The sequence below is a fragment of the Acinetobacter sp. COS3 genome (genome assembly GCF_000475335.1).
Taxonomy (GTDB): Bacteria; Pseudomonadota; Gammaproteobacteria; order Pseudomonadales; family Moraxellaceae; genus Acinetobacter; species Acinetobacter venetianus.
Map to the genome: position 1 here is coordinate 94,692 of NZ_AXCD01000067.1, position 15,796 is coordinate 110,487.

At 40.6% G+C, this 15,796-nt stretch carries 13 protein-coding genes and 1 riboswitch; of the genes, 9 read left to right on the plus strand and 4 right to left on the minus strand.

The window, feature by feature from the left end; translation table 11 throughout:
* Positions 1–40: 40 nt before the first annotated feature.
* The gene (locus IO68_RS30950; RefSeq protein WP_023014089.1) at positions 41–1,897 is read right to left on the minus strand and encodes a TonB-dependent receptor plug domain-containing protein; all 1,857 of its coding nucleotides are present in this window, start codon (positions 1,895–1,897) and stop codon (positions 41–43) included.
* Positions 1,898–1,933: 36 nt separating this feature from the next.
* A riboswitch (cobalamin riboswitch) is annotated at positions 1,934–2,146 on the minus strand.
* Positions 2,147–2,264: 118 nt separating this feature from the next.
* On the opposite strand from IO68_RS30950, the gene IO68_RS30955 reads away from it, so the two are divergent.
* The 3 genes from IO68_RS30955 to IO68_RS30965 are packed head-to-tail and all read left to right on the plus strand — an operon-like array spanning position 2,265 to position 4,656.
* Positions 2,265–2,921 carry a phosphoribosylanthranilate isomerase gene (locus tag IO68_RS30955; protein WP_023014090.1) on the plus strand — a complete coding sequence of 219 codons (657 nt, stop codon included), beginning with the start codon at positions 2,265–2,267 and terminating at the stop codon, positions 2,919–2,921.
* A complete protein-coding gene (gene trpB, locus IO68_RS30960) occupies positions 2,905–4,134 on the plus strand; it encodes a tryptophan synthase subunit beta (RefSeq protein WP_004877265.1) in 1,230 nt (409 codons plus the stop codon). Before IO68_RS30955 ends, trpB begins: the two co-directional genes overlap by 17 nt.
* A 9-nt stretch (positions 4,135–4,143) precedes the next feature.
* Complete coding sequence (locus IO68_RS30965) at positions 4,144–4,656, plus strand: DUF1543 domain-containing protein (protein ID WP_023014091.1); 513 nt, start codon at positions 4,144–4,146, stop codon at positions 4,654–4,656.
* A gap of 50 nt (positions 4,657–4,706) precedes the next feature.
* Here the strand turns inward: IO68_RS30965 and IO68_RS30970 are convergent, their stop codons facing one another.
* Positions 4,707–6,491, minus strand: a complete 1,785-nt coding sequence (locus IO68_RS30970) for a bifunctional metallophosphatase/5'-nucleotidase (RefSeq protein ID WP_023014092.1) — start codon at positions 6,489–6,491, stop codon at positions 4,707–4,709.
* A gap of 217 nt (positions 6,492–6,708) precedes the next feature.
* Between IO68_RS30970 and IO68_RS30975 the strand changes: the two genes are divergently transcribed.
* A complete protein-coding gene (locus IO68_RS30975; protein WP_023014093.1) occupies positions 6,709–7,704 on the plus strand; it encodes a DUF2804 domain-containing protein in 996 nt (331 codons plus the stop codon).
* Between the two features lie 112 nt (positions 7,705–7,816).
* On the opposite strand, the gene IO68_RS30980 is transcribed toward IO68_RS30975, so the two are convergent.
* Positions 7,817–8,692, minus strand: a complete 876-nt coding sequence (locus tag IO68_RS30980; RefSeq protein WP_023014094.1) for a metal-dependent hydrolase — start codon at positions 8,690–8,692, stop codon at positions 7,817–7,819.
* 119 nt (positions 8,693–8,811) lie between these two features.
* On the opposite strand from IO68_RS30980, the gene IO68_RS30985 reads away from it, so the two are divergent.
* On the plus strand, positions 8,812–9,834 hold the full coding sequence (locus tag IO68_RS30985; RefSeq protein WP_023014095.1) for an AraC family transcriptional regulator: 1,023 nt from the start codon (positions 8,812–8,814) through the stop codon (positions 9,832–9,834).
* A gap of 292 nt (positions 9,835–10,126) precedes the next feature.
* Here IO68_RS30985 and IO68_RS30990 read toward each other — a convergent pair whose 3' ends face one another.
* Positions 10,127–11,458 (minus strand): Na+/H+ antiporter NhaC family protein, encoded by a 1,332-nt coding sequence (locus tag IO68_RS30990; RefSeq protein ID WP_031234922.1) that lies wholly within the window; start codon positions 11,456–11,458, stop codon positions 10,127–10,129.
* A 276-nt stretch (positions 11,459–11,734) separates the two neighbouring features.
* Here IO68_RS30990 and trpA point away from each other — a divergent pair, with 276 nt between their 5' ends.
* The 4 genes from trpA to IO68_RS31010 are packed head-to-tail and all read left to right on the plus strand — an operon-like array spanning position 11,735 to position 15,775.
* Positions 11,735–12,538 carry a tryptophan synthase subunit alpha gene (gene trpA / locus IO68_RS30995; RefSeq protein ID WP_004877253.1) on the plus strand — a complete coding sequence of 268 codons (804 nt, stop codon included), beginning with the start codon at positions 11,735–11,737 and terminating at the stop codon, positions 12,536–12,538.
* Positions 12,535–13,431 carry an acetyl-CoA carboxylase, carboxyltransferase subunit beta gene (accD, locus tag IO68_RS31000; protein WP_007482532.1) on the plus strand — a complete coding sequence of 299 codons (897 nt, stop codon included), beginning with the start codon at positions 12,535–12,537 and terminating at the stop codon, positions 13,429–13,431. Before trpA ends, accD begins: the two co-directional genes overlap by 4 nt.
* On the plus strand, positions 13,428–14,714 hold the full coding sequence (gene folC / locus IO68_RS31005; RefSeq protein WP_023014097.1) for a bifunctional tetrahydrofolate synthase/dihydrofolate synthase: 1,287 nt from the start codon (positions 13,428–13,430) through the stop codon (positions 14,712–14,714). Before accD ends, folC begins: the two co-directional genes overlap by 4 nt.
* A complete protein-coding gene (locus tag IO68_RS31010; RefSeq protein WP_004877249.1) occupies positions 14,705–15,775 on the plus strand; it encodes an SPOR domain-containing protein in 1,071 nt (356 codons plus the stop codon). Before folC ends, IO68_RS31010 begins: the two co-directional genes overlap by 10 nt.
* Positions 15,776–15,796: the final 21 nt, after the last annotated feature.

Here is a 15,796-nt window from a genome sequence, read left to right on the forward strand (position 1 = left end):
AATGGAGTTAAGAAAATATTTTTGTTATTTGTTTGCGCGATTAATAACGGAAAGTTACGCCAGCAGAAGCTTGACGACCACCGTTGATGTAATACACACCATTACCGTTATAGGCTGTTTTATAGTTTACATCCCCAATGTTTTCAATATTTGCAAACAGCTTGATCATTGGAATCGGCTGCCAATAAATATTTACATTGGTTGTCACGTAACCAGGATTGGTTGTCGGTGTAGTAGACGGCCAATCAGCAAAGTCTTTTGAATTTGATTTAGCAACTACAGAAGCTGAAACACCATACTCACCATCATCCCAACCTGTTGTAAGCGTTAAGCTTTGGCGTGGGCGGCGGTTTAGATCTTTTTTGGTTTCATCATCTTTTGCTTGTACATAAGCATAAGTTGTACTTAAAAAGAGTTCATCTTGTTGCCATTTGAGGGATGCTTCCCCGCCTGTAAACGTCGCTTTATTTACGTTGATTAATTTATTTCCTTGATAGCTGATAAGGTTATCAACTTTATTTCGGTAAATAGATAAACCAAGGTTGATATTGTAATTTAGCTTTTGATCGACACCAATTTCGTAAGAAAAGCTTTCTTCAGGCTTAAGGTCTGGATTTCCACCCCATGAAATAGCATATAAGTCATTTGTAGTCGGTGCGCGGAATGCAGAGCCAATATTTGCATAAACGCTTGTAAGTGGTAGAACTTGATAGCGAATAGCACCTTGACCAACAGTATGTGTACCAAACTTTTCATTATCTTCAACACGAACGCCAACTTGCGTTTCTAAACCATTACTTTTGTATTGGTGCTGCGCGAAGTAACCAATCGTATCTACTGATTCTTTATATTTAACGTCTTGGCCACCCCAAAGATTTTTAGAGTACACATCACCTTTGATATCTTTATATGTTGAACCCACTAAAATATTCTGAGCAGGCGTCATTTGCCATTTGGTATAAAGCTCAGCTTCTTGTGTAGTACTATAAACGTAGTCTGGAGAGTTATTCTGATTTAAATCATCTTTGAACTGCGATAAACGAGCATGGATAGCTAGATTATCAAGAACATTTGCTCGACCTTTTACGTTGATCACTTCATTTTTAAAGTCTTGAGAAACGAGGTTGCCGTAGTTGTCATAGTCACTATAGCCTTCGTTTTCACTATAATCGACAGAAGCTGCAAATAGCTCTTTTTCAACACCGATTTTTGCGCTATAGCCTTTTTGATCAAAACTGGCTTTTTTATTGTCTTTTGCATCAGTGACTGGTGTACCGTCAGTTTCTAAGCGTTGTCCACGAATTTGAGCATAAAAACCATTTTCAGCGAGATCTGCGCCAACAACTGACTTATACGTTTTATTTTCGCCAATTTCCCCAGTTATGAATGCTGAAGTTTTTTCTGGAGTTTTTGAGATAAGCTGTACTACACCACCAATTGCATCTGCACCATATAGAACTGATGCTGGGCCTTTTAAGACTTCAATTTGTTTAATATCAGTTGTATCAATAAATGGTAATGATGCTGCACCAGATGTATTTGAGTTAAGACGAACCCCATCTCTTAACAGCAATGTATGGTTAGAGTTAGTTCCGCGTAAAAAAATAGAAGCTGATTGACCATAACCGCCGCTTTGTACCATGTTGATTGAAGCATCGGTTTCTAATAGTTGTGGTAAAGAAGCAATTGGCGATTGTTCAAGAATCTTTGGTTCAATAATATTGATACGCGCTGGAACTTCGCTGATTTTCTGTTCACTACGAGATGCTGTCACAACAATCGTATCAAGCGTTGCTGTTTTTTCTGTTGATTGATCTTGAGCAAAAGCAGGTGAAGCAAACCCCATCGCAATAGCGATAGCACCAACTAAACGAGTTGGTTGAAAAACTGTAGACATGATGTCGCTCCAGACATTCACCCATCGTGAATGTTAATGTGGAAATGAACAACAAGCAGGTCTCCGGACTTCACTATATCATCACAATGATGATGCTATTAATCATCTTCCCACATCGATCCGACGCAGTGATTTGGCGTTGAGCTTGATTAATAATTCGGTGTTACCGTTGCGAGGGCAGTGTTGGATTTTCACCAACTTCCCTATAAGCAAAAGAATTTGCTTTAGACTTGTTGCGATATTGGGCGAAGTATAAAGTGTTAACGTTTTTTAAACAATCGCATTTCGAAATGAACTTTGCCCCAAGTGAGTCAAATTGCATTACAATGCGATGGTTTCAAAATATTCATTTTAAATTGGACACATCATGCGCCAATCTCAAATGCGAACTCGCGCCAAGATTTGTGGAATAACTCGAGCACAAGATATTCAAGCTGTGGTGCAGGCAGGCGCAGATGCAATCGGTTTTGTATTTTTCCCGCCTAGTCCTCGCCATGTCACTGTTGGGCAAGCGCAATCGTTGGCAAAACATATTCCGCCTTATGTGCAATTGGTGGGCTTGTTTGTAAATGCTAGTGCTGAAGAAATAAAAACGGTGCTTGATTCAGTTCCGTTGGATGTATTACAACTACATGGTGATGAAACACCTGAACAATGTCAGCAGATCGCAGAATCATGTAAACGTCGTTGGTATAAAGCAATTCAAGTGAAATCTGATTTAGATGTAGTGGCAGAAGTTCAACGCTATCAAGCGGCTGGTGCCAGTGCGGTATTGTTAGATGCATGGCATCCTGAGTTAAAGGGTGGAACAGGCCATCGCTTTGATTGGAACAAATTTCCTCAACTTGAAGTTCCACTAATTTTGGCAGGTGGCTTAACACCTGAAAATGTGAGTGAAGCTATTGATACTACAGCTGCTTTTGCTGTAGATGTCAGCGGAGGCGTAGAGTCCGCAAAAGGTATAAAAGACCAACAACTCATTGAAAAATTTATGCAAGGAGTCCAACGTGGATCAGCAAAATAACGTGATTGACTACACCCAGTTTCCAGATGCTCAAGGGCATTTCGGTATTCATGGTGGACGTTTTGTGTCAGAAACGCTAATGGCTGCACTTGAAGATTTAGAAAATCTTTATGGTCGTATGAAAAATGATGCTCAGTTTTTGGCAGAGTTTGATCGTGATCTTGCGTTCTATGTTGGTCGTCCTAGTCCACTTTATTATGCTGAACGATGGTCTCAGCACCTCGGCGGTGCGCAAATTTACCTGAAACGTGAAGACTTGAATCACACGGGTTCACACAAAGTGAATAACACGATTGGTCAGGCATTATTGGCAAAGCTATCAGGTAAGAAGCGTATCATTGCTGAAACAGGTGCAGGTCAGCATGGTGTGGCGACAGCAACCATTGCAGCACGTTTGGGTATGGAGTGCGTGGTATACATGGGCGCTGAAGACGTAAAACGTCAAGCGATGAATGTATATCGTATGCGTCTGCTTGGTGCGACAGTTGTTCCTGTACAAAGTGGTTCAAAAACATTGAAAGATGCCATGAACGAAGCAATGCGTGACTGGGTCACCAATGTTGATAGCACTTACTATGTGATCGGTACTGTTGCTGGACCACATCCATATCCTCAGCTTGTTCGTGACTTCCAGTCGATTATTGGTCGTGAAGCACGCCGTCAAATTCAAGAGCAAGCAGGTCGTTTACCTGACGCATTGGTTGCTTGTGTTGGTGGTGGTTCAAATGCGATGGGCTTGTTCTATCCATTCTTGAATGATCAAGATGTGAAAATGTATGGTGTTGAAGCAGCGGGTTACGGCATTGAAACTGGTAAACACTCTGCGCCATTAAATGCAGGTCATGTCGGCGTATTACATGGTAACCGTACCTACTTGATGTCGGATGAGCAAGGCCAGATCATTGAAACACATAGTATTTCGGCAGGCCTAGACTATCCAGGTGTTGGTCCCGAACATAGTTTCTTGAAAGATATGAAACGTGTTGAATATGTGCCAATCAATGATGACGAAGCGCTACAAGGTTTCCGTGATCTCACTAAAATTGAAGGGATTATTCCTGCACTTGAAAGCTCTCATGCCATGGCTTATGTCACTAAACTTGCGCCAACCATGTCTAAAGATCAAATCATCATTGCAACCGTTTCAGGTCGTGGTGATAAAGATTTAATGACAGTTGCGCGTATTGATGGTGTTGAAATGGTTGAGATGTAAGTTTTCACAATGCCAAGTTTGTTTATGGTGATGTTGGGTGGCCGACATGCAAAAGCCAATACTGAAGTTCATGATGTAGTAATGGCAATAGGTGAAACACTACCTGAAATCATGCCACAGTTAAAACAAGCTTGGTTTGGTGAGTTGAAAGGACTGCATATTGATGCTTGGGCACAGTTTACAGGTGTGCAATCACAAGGTGTGAAGTACCAAATACATTTTTCTGATGCAGCGCCGTCAGTTTCGGATGAAAAATTGTATTTGATCAACTTGGGTGGATATGTCCCGAAAATTTTTGGTGAGTTACATAGCTATCATCTTGTTGTGGCTACAGATTCAACAAATGCAAAACAGCTCGGTAAGCAATATATCGAGCAACACTGGCATAAACCGCATACAGACCGTGTCGTTGATGTAGATGATTGTATTGCTATCGATCATGTAGCAGGTCGTTATATCCAGTTGGTTCAAGGTGAGTTTAACCCGACCATTTGGGAAAATACTTATCTCACCATAGGTTAAAAGCTCAATAAAAAAGGGAAGCAAAAGCTTCCCTTTTTTTACTCACTATTTTATTGAACTAACTTGATTCGATTGGTATTTGGTATCGTAAGCGGAGAGTTTTGAGTAACATATTTTTCCAATGCATCAATATCTTGACCGCCACCAATTGGGTTCTTACCATCTTTTAGAACAGTAAAGTTATCACCGCCATCGGCAAGGAAGCTATTTACAGTCACACGATAAACTTTCGTATCAATAAGTGGTTGTCCTGCGACCATGACAAGACTTGCACGCGGTGATACAGAACTATCTTTGTTGTATGAATAACTAAACTCTTTCGATGGTTGCAAGATGCGGACAGTTGCTGCATTTGCGCCAGACCATTGTTGCTCTAATACATCACGAATTTGTTTGCCCGTAAGGCTTAAAGTCACTAAGGAATTACCAAATGGTTGTACCGTAAATACGTCGCCGAATGTGATTTGATTATTGGTGTTAATGAGTAGGTCAGCACGTACACCGCCTGGATTCATTAAGGTGAAATCAGAACCTTGATCACTTGCAGCTAACGCAGCGGCTTGTTGTGCATCCGCAATCAGATTCCCTAATGCACTTTCGCCACTTTCAGTTGCAGTACGGCTAATTACACTGTTCGCAGTACCAACAACGCGAGCAGAGATAGTCGTTACTGCTTGGCGATATTTATCAAGTATGGCTTCGATGCTCGGCGTCTTATTGAATTTTTCATAAAGATTAGTCAAATTTACCGTATTTGAACCAGAGGTATACGCTTCACTTTGAACAGGAACTTGAGAGGCATCTTTTTTGATCACATCGCCTGTTTTTCCATCCAATTCCAGTTGAATATTGGTAATTGCTGTACCGTATTGACCAGCGGAAGTGAGTAAAAATGGTTTTTGCGGATTTTTGGTTGCGTAATCGCAAATATAAGACTGATGTGTGTGACCAGACACAACAACATCAACAGCTGGATCTAAGCGATCTAAAATTCCCAATAGTGGCCCACTTAATCCATCACAGGTTTTGCTATTAAACTTGGTACTTGGTGCAACCCCTTCATGCACCACAACGACAATGGCTTCAATACCTTGTTTTTTTAACTCGGGAACTAAAGCATTGACTGTATCTGCTTCATCATGAAAATCAACATCTTTAATACCCGCAGCAGAGACAATGCTTGGTGTTGCTTTTAAGGTCATACCGATAAAGGCAACTGGAATGCCACCATAGGTTTTGACTTTATATGCAGGAAATAATGTTTTACTTGGGTCTGCTTTCATCGAAACGTTGGCAGCCAAAAAGTTGAATTTTGCACCCTCAAAGTTTGGGTTGATTTGACATGGTTTAGCACTGGTATATTGCTCACATCCACCATTTTGTAAACGACGTAATTCATCTGTACCACGGTCAAATTCATGATTCCCCACGGCATTAAAATCAATATGAATATCATTCATGGTTTCAATGGTTGGTTCGTCTAGGAATAGTGATGAGGTGAGCGGGGAAGCACTAATTAAATCACCAGCAGAAACGACAGCATTATTTGGATATTTAGCACGGAGTTTATTTATTGCATCGGCAAAATAACTTACCCCACCCACAGGGATTCGTACTGATTTACTGGTATCTGTTGGATCTTCTGCTTCAATATAGCGTTTCGGTGGTTCTAAGTTTCCATGAAAGTCATTGAATGCAAGAATGTTAATGCTTTGATTTTGGCGTTCAGTAACAGGTGGTTGATTGCTATTATCATCGTTATTGTCGTTGCATGCCGTTAAAGCTAAAAGCATTAAACATAATGCTTTTGTTTTGAATATTGTTTGCAGAGTCATATTTTTATCATCTGGTATAAGATTGTTTTTAAAAATAAAGTGTTCGTATGAATCTTTGATGAAAAAATGGATGACATCTACTCGTGAGTGCTGTCTGAAGAAATGGTGAATCACGCTTAAATTTTGTATAAATTTTATTCTTTTAATGGTGTTAATCTTCTGATTTACAGACTATTATTGGCAAAGATTTAAACAATCAGTCATGGAATGTTTTGAAATGGATTTGATACAAGCCAATGGTCAGCCTCGTTATGGGCGTTTTGACCACGTACCATCACGAATAAATCTAGATGACTATATTTATAAAACACCGTATGGTCAGATACTTAAAGGCTGGCGCAAACAACTTAAATATAAAAAATTTAAATTTTGTGGCTTACAGCATGAGCATTTCAGTATTGGCATCGCGATTGTCGATCTATCATGGGCAGGGCATGGTTTTTTCTATGTCTATGACCATCTCGCTAAAAAAGTAATTGAATGGAATGCAATTCAACCGCTTGCTATGAAAACGCAACTGGATGAACAACCATTATTTAGTCAAAGTTATTTCAAAAAGTCAGCTTATCAATTCGATATGCAACATGCCAATGGCGTGCGTTATATTCAAGTAACTAAGCATGGTGAAATTCAGTTAAAAGCACGGATTTTTTGTGCGGGTACGGATGCCTTAAGTTTATGTAGCCCGACAGGTATTAATGGTTGGACTTATACTCAAAAGCAAACCACATTGGCGGTTGAAGGGTTCTTTATTAGCCCAGATCGACAACAGATTGAATTTAATGCTCATAGCCTTGCAGCACTGGATGATACTTGTGGTTTTCTTCGTCCTGAAACAGCTTGGTTTTGGTTGTCATGCCAATTTATAGATAAAAATGATCGCCGTATTGGTTTAAACCTTGCATCTGGCGTGAATGAAAGTTTTGGTAATGAAAATGCGCTGTGGGTCAATGGACGTTTGTATCCACTGACGGATGTTCTATTTGAACAACAAGGTGAAATGACATGGTCGATTCGTTCTTTGGGTGGATGTTTGAATTTAATGGTGGAAACAGGTTGGTGTCGTTTTGAGAATATTAACTTACGTCTCATCGGCAGCCAGTTTAATCAATGGCAAGCCAAAGTCAGCGGTACGATTGCGCATGAACAGGTGGAGTTAGTGACCTTAGATAATGAATATGGCTTATTAGAACAGCATTATGCGAAGTGGTGAGTAAACAAATAAAAATTTCCTCTAGCCCCTCTTTAAAAAAGAGGGGCTAGAGGAATTAAACTGCTTAACCGAGTGGTATTACTGATATAGAGGGAATTTTATTTTAGGTAAGTTAAAGCCCCGCTTGCCAAAAAGCTTCACCCGCAGCAATTGGATCATTGGTCTTGGCTAAAGTATCGATCCAGACATCGTATTGGCGAATCACTGGGTGTTGATTTGGGTGAAAATCTTTTTTAAACCAGTCACTGTATTGCGCTCTTTTCGCAGTCAAAATACCGTTACGACCAAAGAACCACGGCAAGCCTTTACGAGCCATATCAAAACGTTGTCTCAAGCTAAAACCATCGGTTTTGAGCATCACATCAGTACGATATAGAGTAAAACCAAACATCATCACTGTCGTGAAAACCAAAGCAAAGCGACGGGTCGCTTCTGGGACTTCACCGACTTCGCGCATCACATCAAAAGCAACATCACGATGTTCCATTTCTTCAATCGCGTGCCAAGCAAACAGTGCTCTAACAAATGGATCTGCCTCAGCCAAAGTTTCTTTTTTACTATAAAAAGTATCTGCCATCAGTGCAGTTAAATGCTCGGCTGCTGCGGTCATGGCAATGTTGTATTGAGCCGAACGATTTTTTAATTCAAATCTAAAAATCTTTTTCAAACGCGTGGTGAACTGATCAACAGGCATGCCTTGTTCTTTCATGATCTGATTCATTTTGTCATGTGCAATACCATGCTGCGCTTCCTGACGAATGAAGTCAGCGACACGTTCCTGTAATTCAGGATCATTAATTTTGTCGCGGAATAAACGCACGCACTCAATAAAATAGCGTTCACCATCAGGAAAGGTGAGACTTAATGCATCAAACATACGTGTGCGGAAAGGATCACCGCCAAACCAAAAGCGAGGTGCTTGATCTAAGTGGAAATCTAGTTTTGTTCTAACAACTGGCTCAACTTGATAGGAAACATGTGCATTCATTTTTTGCTATTCCTTGTCTTTTCTTCATGAACTCAGTATGGAAAAAGTCCAACAAAATGTTTTGACAGTTACAGCCAAGTTTTATACAAATAACGACATATCAGGGATGAGATTGGCGTATGTCAGTTAAAATTATAATTGGATATTTGCGGCTATTTAATCGCGTTTTACAACAAGAACAAATTGATTTGTCAAAAGTTGTTTCGCCTGAGCTTTGGCACGCTTTCCAAAACTGTCTAGAAAACCCGGATGAACAAGACTTTGACGTTGAGCGTTATGCTTTATTGTTACAAGCCGCTCAACCACATTTCACACGGCCGATTACGCTGGTTTTAGCTGAACATGCCAATTTGCAAGATTTAGGATTGATGGGCTATTTGGCATCGACTAGTTTTGATTTGCAGCAAGCTTTGCAATTGCTACAACGTTACTATTCTCTGGTTTTCAAACAAACCAATTTAGAACAACTCAATGTTCAGCAATTACCTGAATATATTCAAATCGTTTGGAGCGCATCTTATCCTGACTACCGAGAAATGTATGAGCTTAATTTAGCGTTGATTTTTAAAATTGCTCAGTCGATTGTCTTAGATCATTTAGCACCACCGCAAATGATTCAGTTTGGATATGCACCGCATACATCGCTATATCATTTCGAGCGTTTTTATGGCTGTTCTATTCAAGTTCAAGCTGGACAATATGCGATACGATTTTCCAACCAGATTTTAAAGGCCAAAAGTATTGCGGCGGATCAGCAGTTGAATCAGGTGTTGTCGACGCAAGCGCAACAGTCGTTGAGTCGGATTAGTTCAATCGAGATTCAGCAACAACAATTCAGACAAAAGATTTTGACTTATATTGAGCAAGGTTTTGTACAACAAGAAGAAGTGTTGCAGAGTTATGTGGCTAAGCGATTGCATTGTTCTGAAAGAACTTTACAACGACAACTCAAGGTGTATCAGCTTAATTTTCAGGATATTCTAGATCAATATCGTTTGGAGCAAAGTAAGCTGTATTTACAACAAGGAAAATCACTTTCTGAAATTGCGGAACTTTTGAATTATGCGGATCAAAGTGCGTTTGGGCGTGCATTTAAGCGTTGGACAGGGCATACGCCGAAACAGTTTTTAAAATCTCTTTAGATTTTAAATCAGACTGCTAGTCAAACTTTTAATTCATCAGTGAGTTTAACTAAGGTCGTTCAGTTTATGAATAATCAGATGGGTTTGATATTTTCCTTACTTTTCAAGGATGAAAGTAAAAAAATCCTCTGTTGGACTGATGGTTCGTCCTGAGCAAATTTTAAAGCACTGCTTTGAAATGCACTGCAAGATAAGTCCAACGGGCGACATCCATGTCGCCTGTCACGATAGTAAATTGTTGTCTAAATTAAAGCGTTATTAAGAGTAGAACTTGATCAGTAATTCAAACTTTCTATTGGTTTTTTAAACGTGGATAATTAAATGCGATTGCGAAAATAGCAAAGATAGCCAAAATCCAACAATAGTAAATATGTCCAATGAGCTCAACTGGTGAGAGTTTAGCAATTGAACATGCAAGTAGAAGTTGAGCGCCGTAAGGGATCATTCCTTGCACCACACACGAGAAAATATCAAGCAACGCTGCACTACGTTTAGGATCAACGCCATATTCTTTAGCAACTTCTCGTGCCATGTCACCTGAAAGAATGATCGCAACGGTATTATTGGCAACAAATAGGTTAGAGAAGACCACGAGGAAGCTGATTCCAAACTCGCCAGCACGTTGTTTGCCAAATTTAAATAACCGTGTAATCGCATAAATACGTTGAATTAGCCACTCTAATCCGCCTTCTTTTTGCATCAATGCCGAAAGCCCGCCAAGTAGCATCGAAAGTAATGCAACTTCGAACATGCCAACAAAACCGTCATAGATACTGCTGTTGAGTTTTGCAAGATTAAATTCAGGTAGAGTTACTAAACCAATCGCACCAGACAAGACGACACCAACCATTAAAACGGCTAAGACATGCAGACGAGTAAATGCCAGAAAAAATACAGCGAGATAAGGCAAAATCAACCAAATATCAAAAGGTTTAGATTCAATCGCATTGGCTTGATGACTCAGTGCAATATAAACCCCGAGTGTGATAATCGCCGCTGGCAATGCGATCCAAACATTGACTTTAAATTTATCTCTTAATTCAACATTTTGACTGCGTGTTGCTGCAATAGTCGTGTCTGAAATCATCGACAAGTTATCACCAAACATTGCACCACCAACCACAGCACCGATTGCATAGAGTGGGGTAATATCTGTTGCTTGTGAGAAACCAAAGGCGATGGGCGCACAGGCTGCAATTGTTCCCATTGATGTTCCCATTGCGGTTGCAATGAAAGCGGCAATGATAAATAGCATCGGTAAGACATATTCGGCTGAAATCAAAGACAGCCCAAGTTGAACTGTGGCATCTACACTACCAATCGCGCCTGATACGCTTGCAAATGCACCTGCTAGCATAAACACCATAAACATCAATATGAGATTAGGGTGACTCGCACCTTGTAGAAACTCTTCAATTGCCGCATTTAACTTTTGTTTATAAAGCAGTAATGCCAAAATGACAGCTGGTATCGCTGCTACAGGTGCTTTGACTTGATAAAACGCAAATTCAGTCCCTATCATTGAATGATATAGACCACTCCCGAGAAAGATGATCAAAAATACCAATAGTGGCAACAAAGCAAGCGCATTGCTTTGCACTTTTTCCTGAGAGTGGGCAGACATAAAAATAAAAAGAAAACTTAGAAATTGCGCGTAGTATAAAGGAGCTTTGCTAATTTCTAAAATGCCGAGATATTCGCTCAAAATTAGGAAGCTTTGATCATTGAGAAAAAATTGAAAATATAGATAAATGTGCAAGTGGGATTGGAAGTCGTCATATTCACTGTTGCAATCACGTCAAACTCTGTTCAATGAACAAAAAATAGCGTTACAATGCAGTGTTTTTGTATGACTACAAACAACTCCTCAATTTATATAAATCAAGGAAAGCATAATCCTATGTCACGTCTTGCCACTCGTTTTGAACAGCTTAAATCTCAGCAACGTAAAGCGCTTGTTTCTTATGTAATGGCAGGTGACCCGCATCCACAAGTAACAGTTCCTTTGCTTCATCAAATGGTTGAAGCAGGTGTTGATGTGATTGAGCTTGGTCTACCATTTTCAGATCCAATGGCTGATGGTCCTGTGATTGCTTTAGCTGCTGAACGTGCTTTGGCAGGCGGAACCAATACTTTAGATGCTTTGGATATGGTTAAAGCCTTTCGTGAAAAAGATCAAACGACACCCGTTGTTTTGATGGGATATTTAAATCCTGTTGAAGTGATCGGTTATGAAAAGTTTGTCGCTTATGCGAAAGACTGTGGTGTTGATGGTGTTCTTTTGGTGGATTTACCACCTGAAGAGTCGAAGCAGTTTGGTGAAGTCTTGAAACAAAATGAGATGGATCAAATCTTCTTGCTTGCACCGACATCAACCGACAATCGTATTCAACACGTGGTTGATCAAGCCAGCGGTTTTGTTTACTACGTGTCACTAAAAGGTGTGACAGGTGCAGCAACATTAGATACCTCAGAAGCTGCGGCGCGTATTGCAAAAATTAAATCGAAAACCAATGTTCCTGTAGGTGTTGGTTTTGGGATTAGTGATGCAGCGTCTGCTAAAGCAATGGGTCAAGTTGCTGACGCGGTGATTGTAGGAAGTGCTTTCGTTAAATCTTTTGCAGCATTGCCAGCAGATGAAGCTGTGCAACAGACGGTGAATAAAGTGAAGGAGCTTCGAGCTGCGCTCGATGAGTTAGTATGAGTCAAGAATTAACAGCAGGGAAGGTTCTTAGCCCTTCAACACCTTGGACTGATCGTCAAGTTCCAGGCATTCAAGTTGCTGATGAACAACAGACATTCAAAGCGACGTTTACAGAACCTACGATTGAATGCCCTGAATGTCATGCACTTGTGACACGTACCGCAATGTCATTTAACGCATACGTTTGCCCTCAGTGCGATGAGCATTTACGTATGCGCGCCCGTGATCGTTTGAACTGGTTCTTTGATCAAGTCAATGGTGAGCTTGGACAAGAGTTTAGTGCAAAAGATCCATTACAGTTTGTGGATAGCCGCCCTTACCCAGATCGTATACGTGAGGCACAAGATAAAACGGGTGAGACCGAGGGTCTGGTTGTCATGCATGGTTCACTCAAAGGTTTAAATTTGATCGCTTGTGCGTTTGACTTTGAATTTATGGCTGGGTCGATGGGCACAGTAGTTGGTGATCGTTTTGTACAAGCGGCAGAGCGTGCGATTGCATTACATCAACCATTAATCTGTTTCGCAGCTTCTGGTGGTGCACGTATGCAAGAAGGCATGTTGTCTTTGATGCAAATGGCGCGTACTGCAGCTGCAATCCAAAAAATGAAAGAAGCACGTGTACCTTATTTAGTGGTACTCACTCACCCAGTTTATGGTGGTGTAACTGCGTCATTAGCCATGTTAGGCGATGTACATATTGCTGAACCGAAGGCTATGATTGGCTTTGCTGGTAAGCGAGTGATTGAACAAACGGTACGTGAAAAATTGGAAGAACCATTCCAACGTGCAGAATATTTGCTTGATCATGGTGTGGTCGATCAAATTGTTCATCGTCATGCATTACGTGATACTGTATACAGACTTGTAGCTAAACTGATGAACTTACCTTGAGACAGCACGCACCACATTCTACAGATACATTAACAACATGGCTCGATTATTGGAGCCATGTTCATGTTACAGGGATTGATTTAGGTTTAGAACGTGTTATTCCTGTCGCTGAAAAGCTAGGGGTAATGCGACCTAAAGCAAAAGTTTTTACGGTTGCTGGAACCAATGGCAAAGGTTCAACCACAACAACTTTAGCTGCTATTTTAAATGCGCAAGGTTATAAAGTTGGGCTGTATCAATCCCCGCACATTTATCGTTTTAATGAGCGAGTTAAACTTGCTGGAATCGAAGTTGATGATCAGCATTTGATTGATGCTTTTGTTTTAGTTGATCAAGCGCGCCGTGAATGTGATCTAAGCTTATCTTTCTTTGAAGCAACCACATTGGCTGCTTTTGTTATTTTTAAGCAACAGCAATGTGATGTGTGGGTACTTGAAGTTGGCTTAGGTGGTCGTTTAGATGTTGTTAATGTGATCGATTCTGATATTGCGGTTATTACCAATATTGGATTGGATCATACTGATTGGTTAGGCGATAGCATTGAAAAGATTGCTTTTGAAAAAGCAGGCATTATTCGTCCCAACATTCCTGTTATTTTCGCTGGTCAACAACAGCTCCCTCAAGCGATTCAAGATAAAGTCACTGACACTCAAGCACAGTTGTATGCGCTGAATCGAGATTATTTTTATCAATTAAATGAAGATGGCGAGACATGGTCTTTTGCTTCTTCTGGTACAACCCTAAAATTACCTGTTGGTCAATTAGCGTTAGATAATATTTCTACAGCAGTCGCAGCGATATTGGTGAGCGGCGTTGAAGTGACACAAGCTGCAATCGCAAGCGGAATTTTAAATGCTCAATTGCAAGGTCGTTTTGAAATTCGTCAAATTAAAGATAAAACGGTGATCTTTGATGCGGGCCATAACCCACATGGCGTCGAATTTTTATTGAATCAGTTGCGAAAATTCTTAAAATACAATAAACAGTACACAGAAGTTGTGGCTGTATTTTCCATGTTGGCAGATAAAGATATTGCTTCTGTCACCGATTTACTAAAAACAACAGTAAAAAATTGGTTTATTGCTACTTTAGATGTGCCTAGAGCCGCGCCTATGCCGCAGTTAACAGATGCGCTTCGTGGTGAACAGGTCGATGAGTTTGGCAGCATTCAGCAAGCGTTTGAAACTGCACTGAAGCAAAGCAATAACAATCAATTGATTTTAGTCTGTGGTTCGTTTCATACCTTGGAAGCGGTCTGGGAGTATTTAGAAGAATGTCAATGAATAACAAACAACGTTGGATGGGTGGCGTTGTTTTACTAGGTGGTGGTGTTTTATTGGCAGCATTACTTCTGAAAGGTAATGAAGAAATAGAGCAAGATAAAGCGCAAGCTGAGATTACTCATCCTATTCCCAAAACAGACTCAACTCCAAAAACAGCACAACCTGCACAAGATAGTGACATGGTTTCATTACAACCTTTAGCGGTTGATGTTGAAACAGAAAAACGTTTACTAGAAGAACAGCGTAGATCTCGTGAAAAAGCAGTGGCTGAACAAGAAGCAAGAGCTGCTGAGTTTTTGAAGATGCAACAAGAGGCAGAAGCGGCAGCAGCACGTAAAGCAGCTGAAGAATATGCAGCGTTAAATGCACGCCGAGCAGCTGAGCAAGAAAGTTCAGACAATATTCCACCAGAAGTTGCTGAAGATGATAAGGCTAAAGCACAACGTCTGGCAGAAGAGAAACGAAAGCAAGACGAAAAGAAAAAGGCTGAACAACAAAAAGTAGATCAGCAAAAAGCTGATGCGGACAAGAAAGCGACGGAAGAGAAACGTAAAGCAGAAGCTGAGAAAAAGGCTGCTGAAGATAAGCGTAAAGCAGAAGCTGAGAAGAAGGCTACTGAAGATAAGCGTAAAGCCGATGCTGAGAAAAAGGCTGCTGAAGATAAGCGTAAAGCTGATGCTGAGAAGAAGGCTGCCGAAGAAAAACGTAAAGCAGAAGCAGATAAAAAAGCTGCTGATGAGAAAAAGCGTAAGGCTGAGGAAGCTAAGAAGAAAGCTGAAGCGGATAAAGCGCGTGAGATCATGGAAAGTGGCGATAAGAACTGGATGGTTCAGGTTGCTTTGGCTGCGAATCAAGCTAATGCGGATGCTGTTGTATCAAAGCTACGTGCTAAAGGCTATAAAGTGACAACAAGCCCAACGTCTAAAGGTATCCGTATTATGGTCGGTCCTGCCAAAGACCGTGATGTTGCAGATGCGACGCGTAAGAAGATTACCAGCGATGATAGTTTAAATATGAAGTCAGCATGGGTGATTGATTGGGTTCCACTTGATCAACGTTAAATGAAACCCTTGTCTAAACTT

Excerpts from the sequence above, each read along its gene's own strand:
- IO68_RS30950 (WP_023014089.1), bottom strand. The coding sequence starts at position 1,897 with ATGTCTACAGTTTTTCAACCAACTCGTTTAGTTGGTGCTATCGCTATT.
- IO68_RS30955 (WP_023014090.1), top strand. The coding sequence starts at position 2,265 with ATGCGCCAATCTCAAATGCGAACTCGCGCCAAGATTTGTGGAATAACT.
- IO68_RS30965 (WP_023014091.1), top strand. The coding sequence starts at position 4,144 with ATGCCAAGTTTGTTTATGGTGATGTTGGGTGGCCGACATGCAAAAGCC.
- IO68_RS30970 (WP_023014092.1), bottom strand. The coding sequence starts at position 6,491 with ATGACTCTGCAAACAATATTCAAAACAAAAGCATTATGTTTAATGCTT.
- IO68_RS30975 (WP_023014093.1), top strand. The coding sequence starts at position 6,709 with ATGGATTTGATACAAGCCAATGGTCAGCCTCGTTATGGGCGTTTTGAC.
- IO68_RS30980 (WP_023014094.1), bottom strand. The coding sequence starts at position 8,692 with ATGAATGCACATGTTTCCTATCAAGTTGAGCCAGTTGTTAGAACAAAA.
- IO68_RS30985 (WP_023014095.1), top strand. The coding sequence starts at position 8,812 with ATGTCAGTTAAAATTATAATTGGATATTTGCGGCTATTTAATCGCGTT.
- IO68_RS30990 (WP_031234922.1), bottom strand. The coding sequence starts at position 11,458 with ATGTCTGCCCACTCTCAGGAAAAAGTGCAAAGCAATGCGCTTGCTTTG.
- trpA (WP_004877253.1), top strand. The coding sequence starts at position 11,735 with ATGTCACGTCTTGCCACTCGTTTTGAACAGCTTAAATCTCAGCAACGT.
- accD (WP_007482532.1), top strand. The coding sequence starts at position 12,535 with ATGAGTCAAGAATTAACAGCAGGGAAGGTTCTTAGCCCTTCAACACCT.
- IO68_RS31010 (WP_004877249.1), top strand. The coding sequence starts at position 14,705 with ATGTCAATGAATAACAAACAACGTTGGATGGGTGGCGTTGTTTTACTA.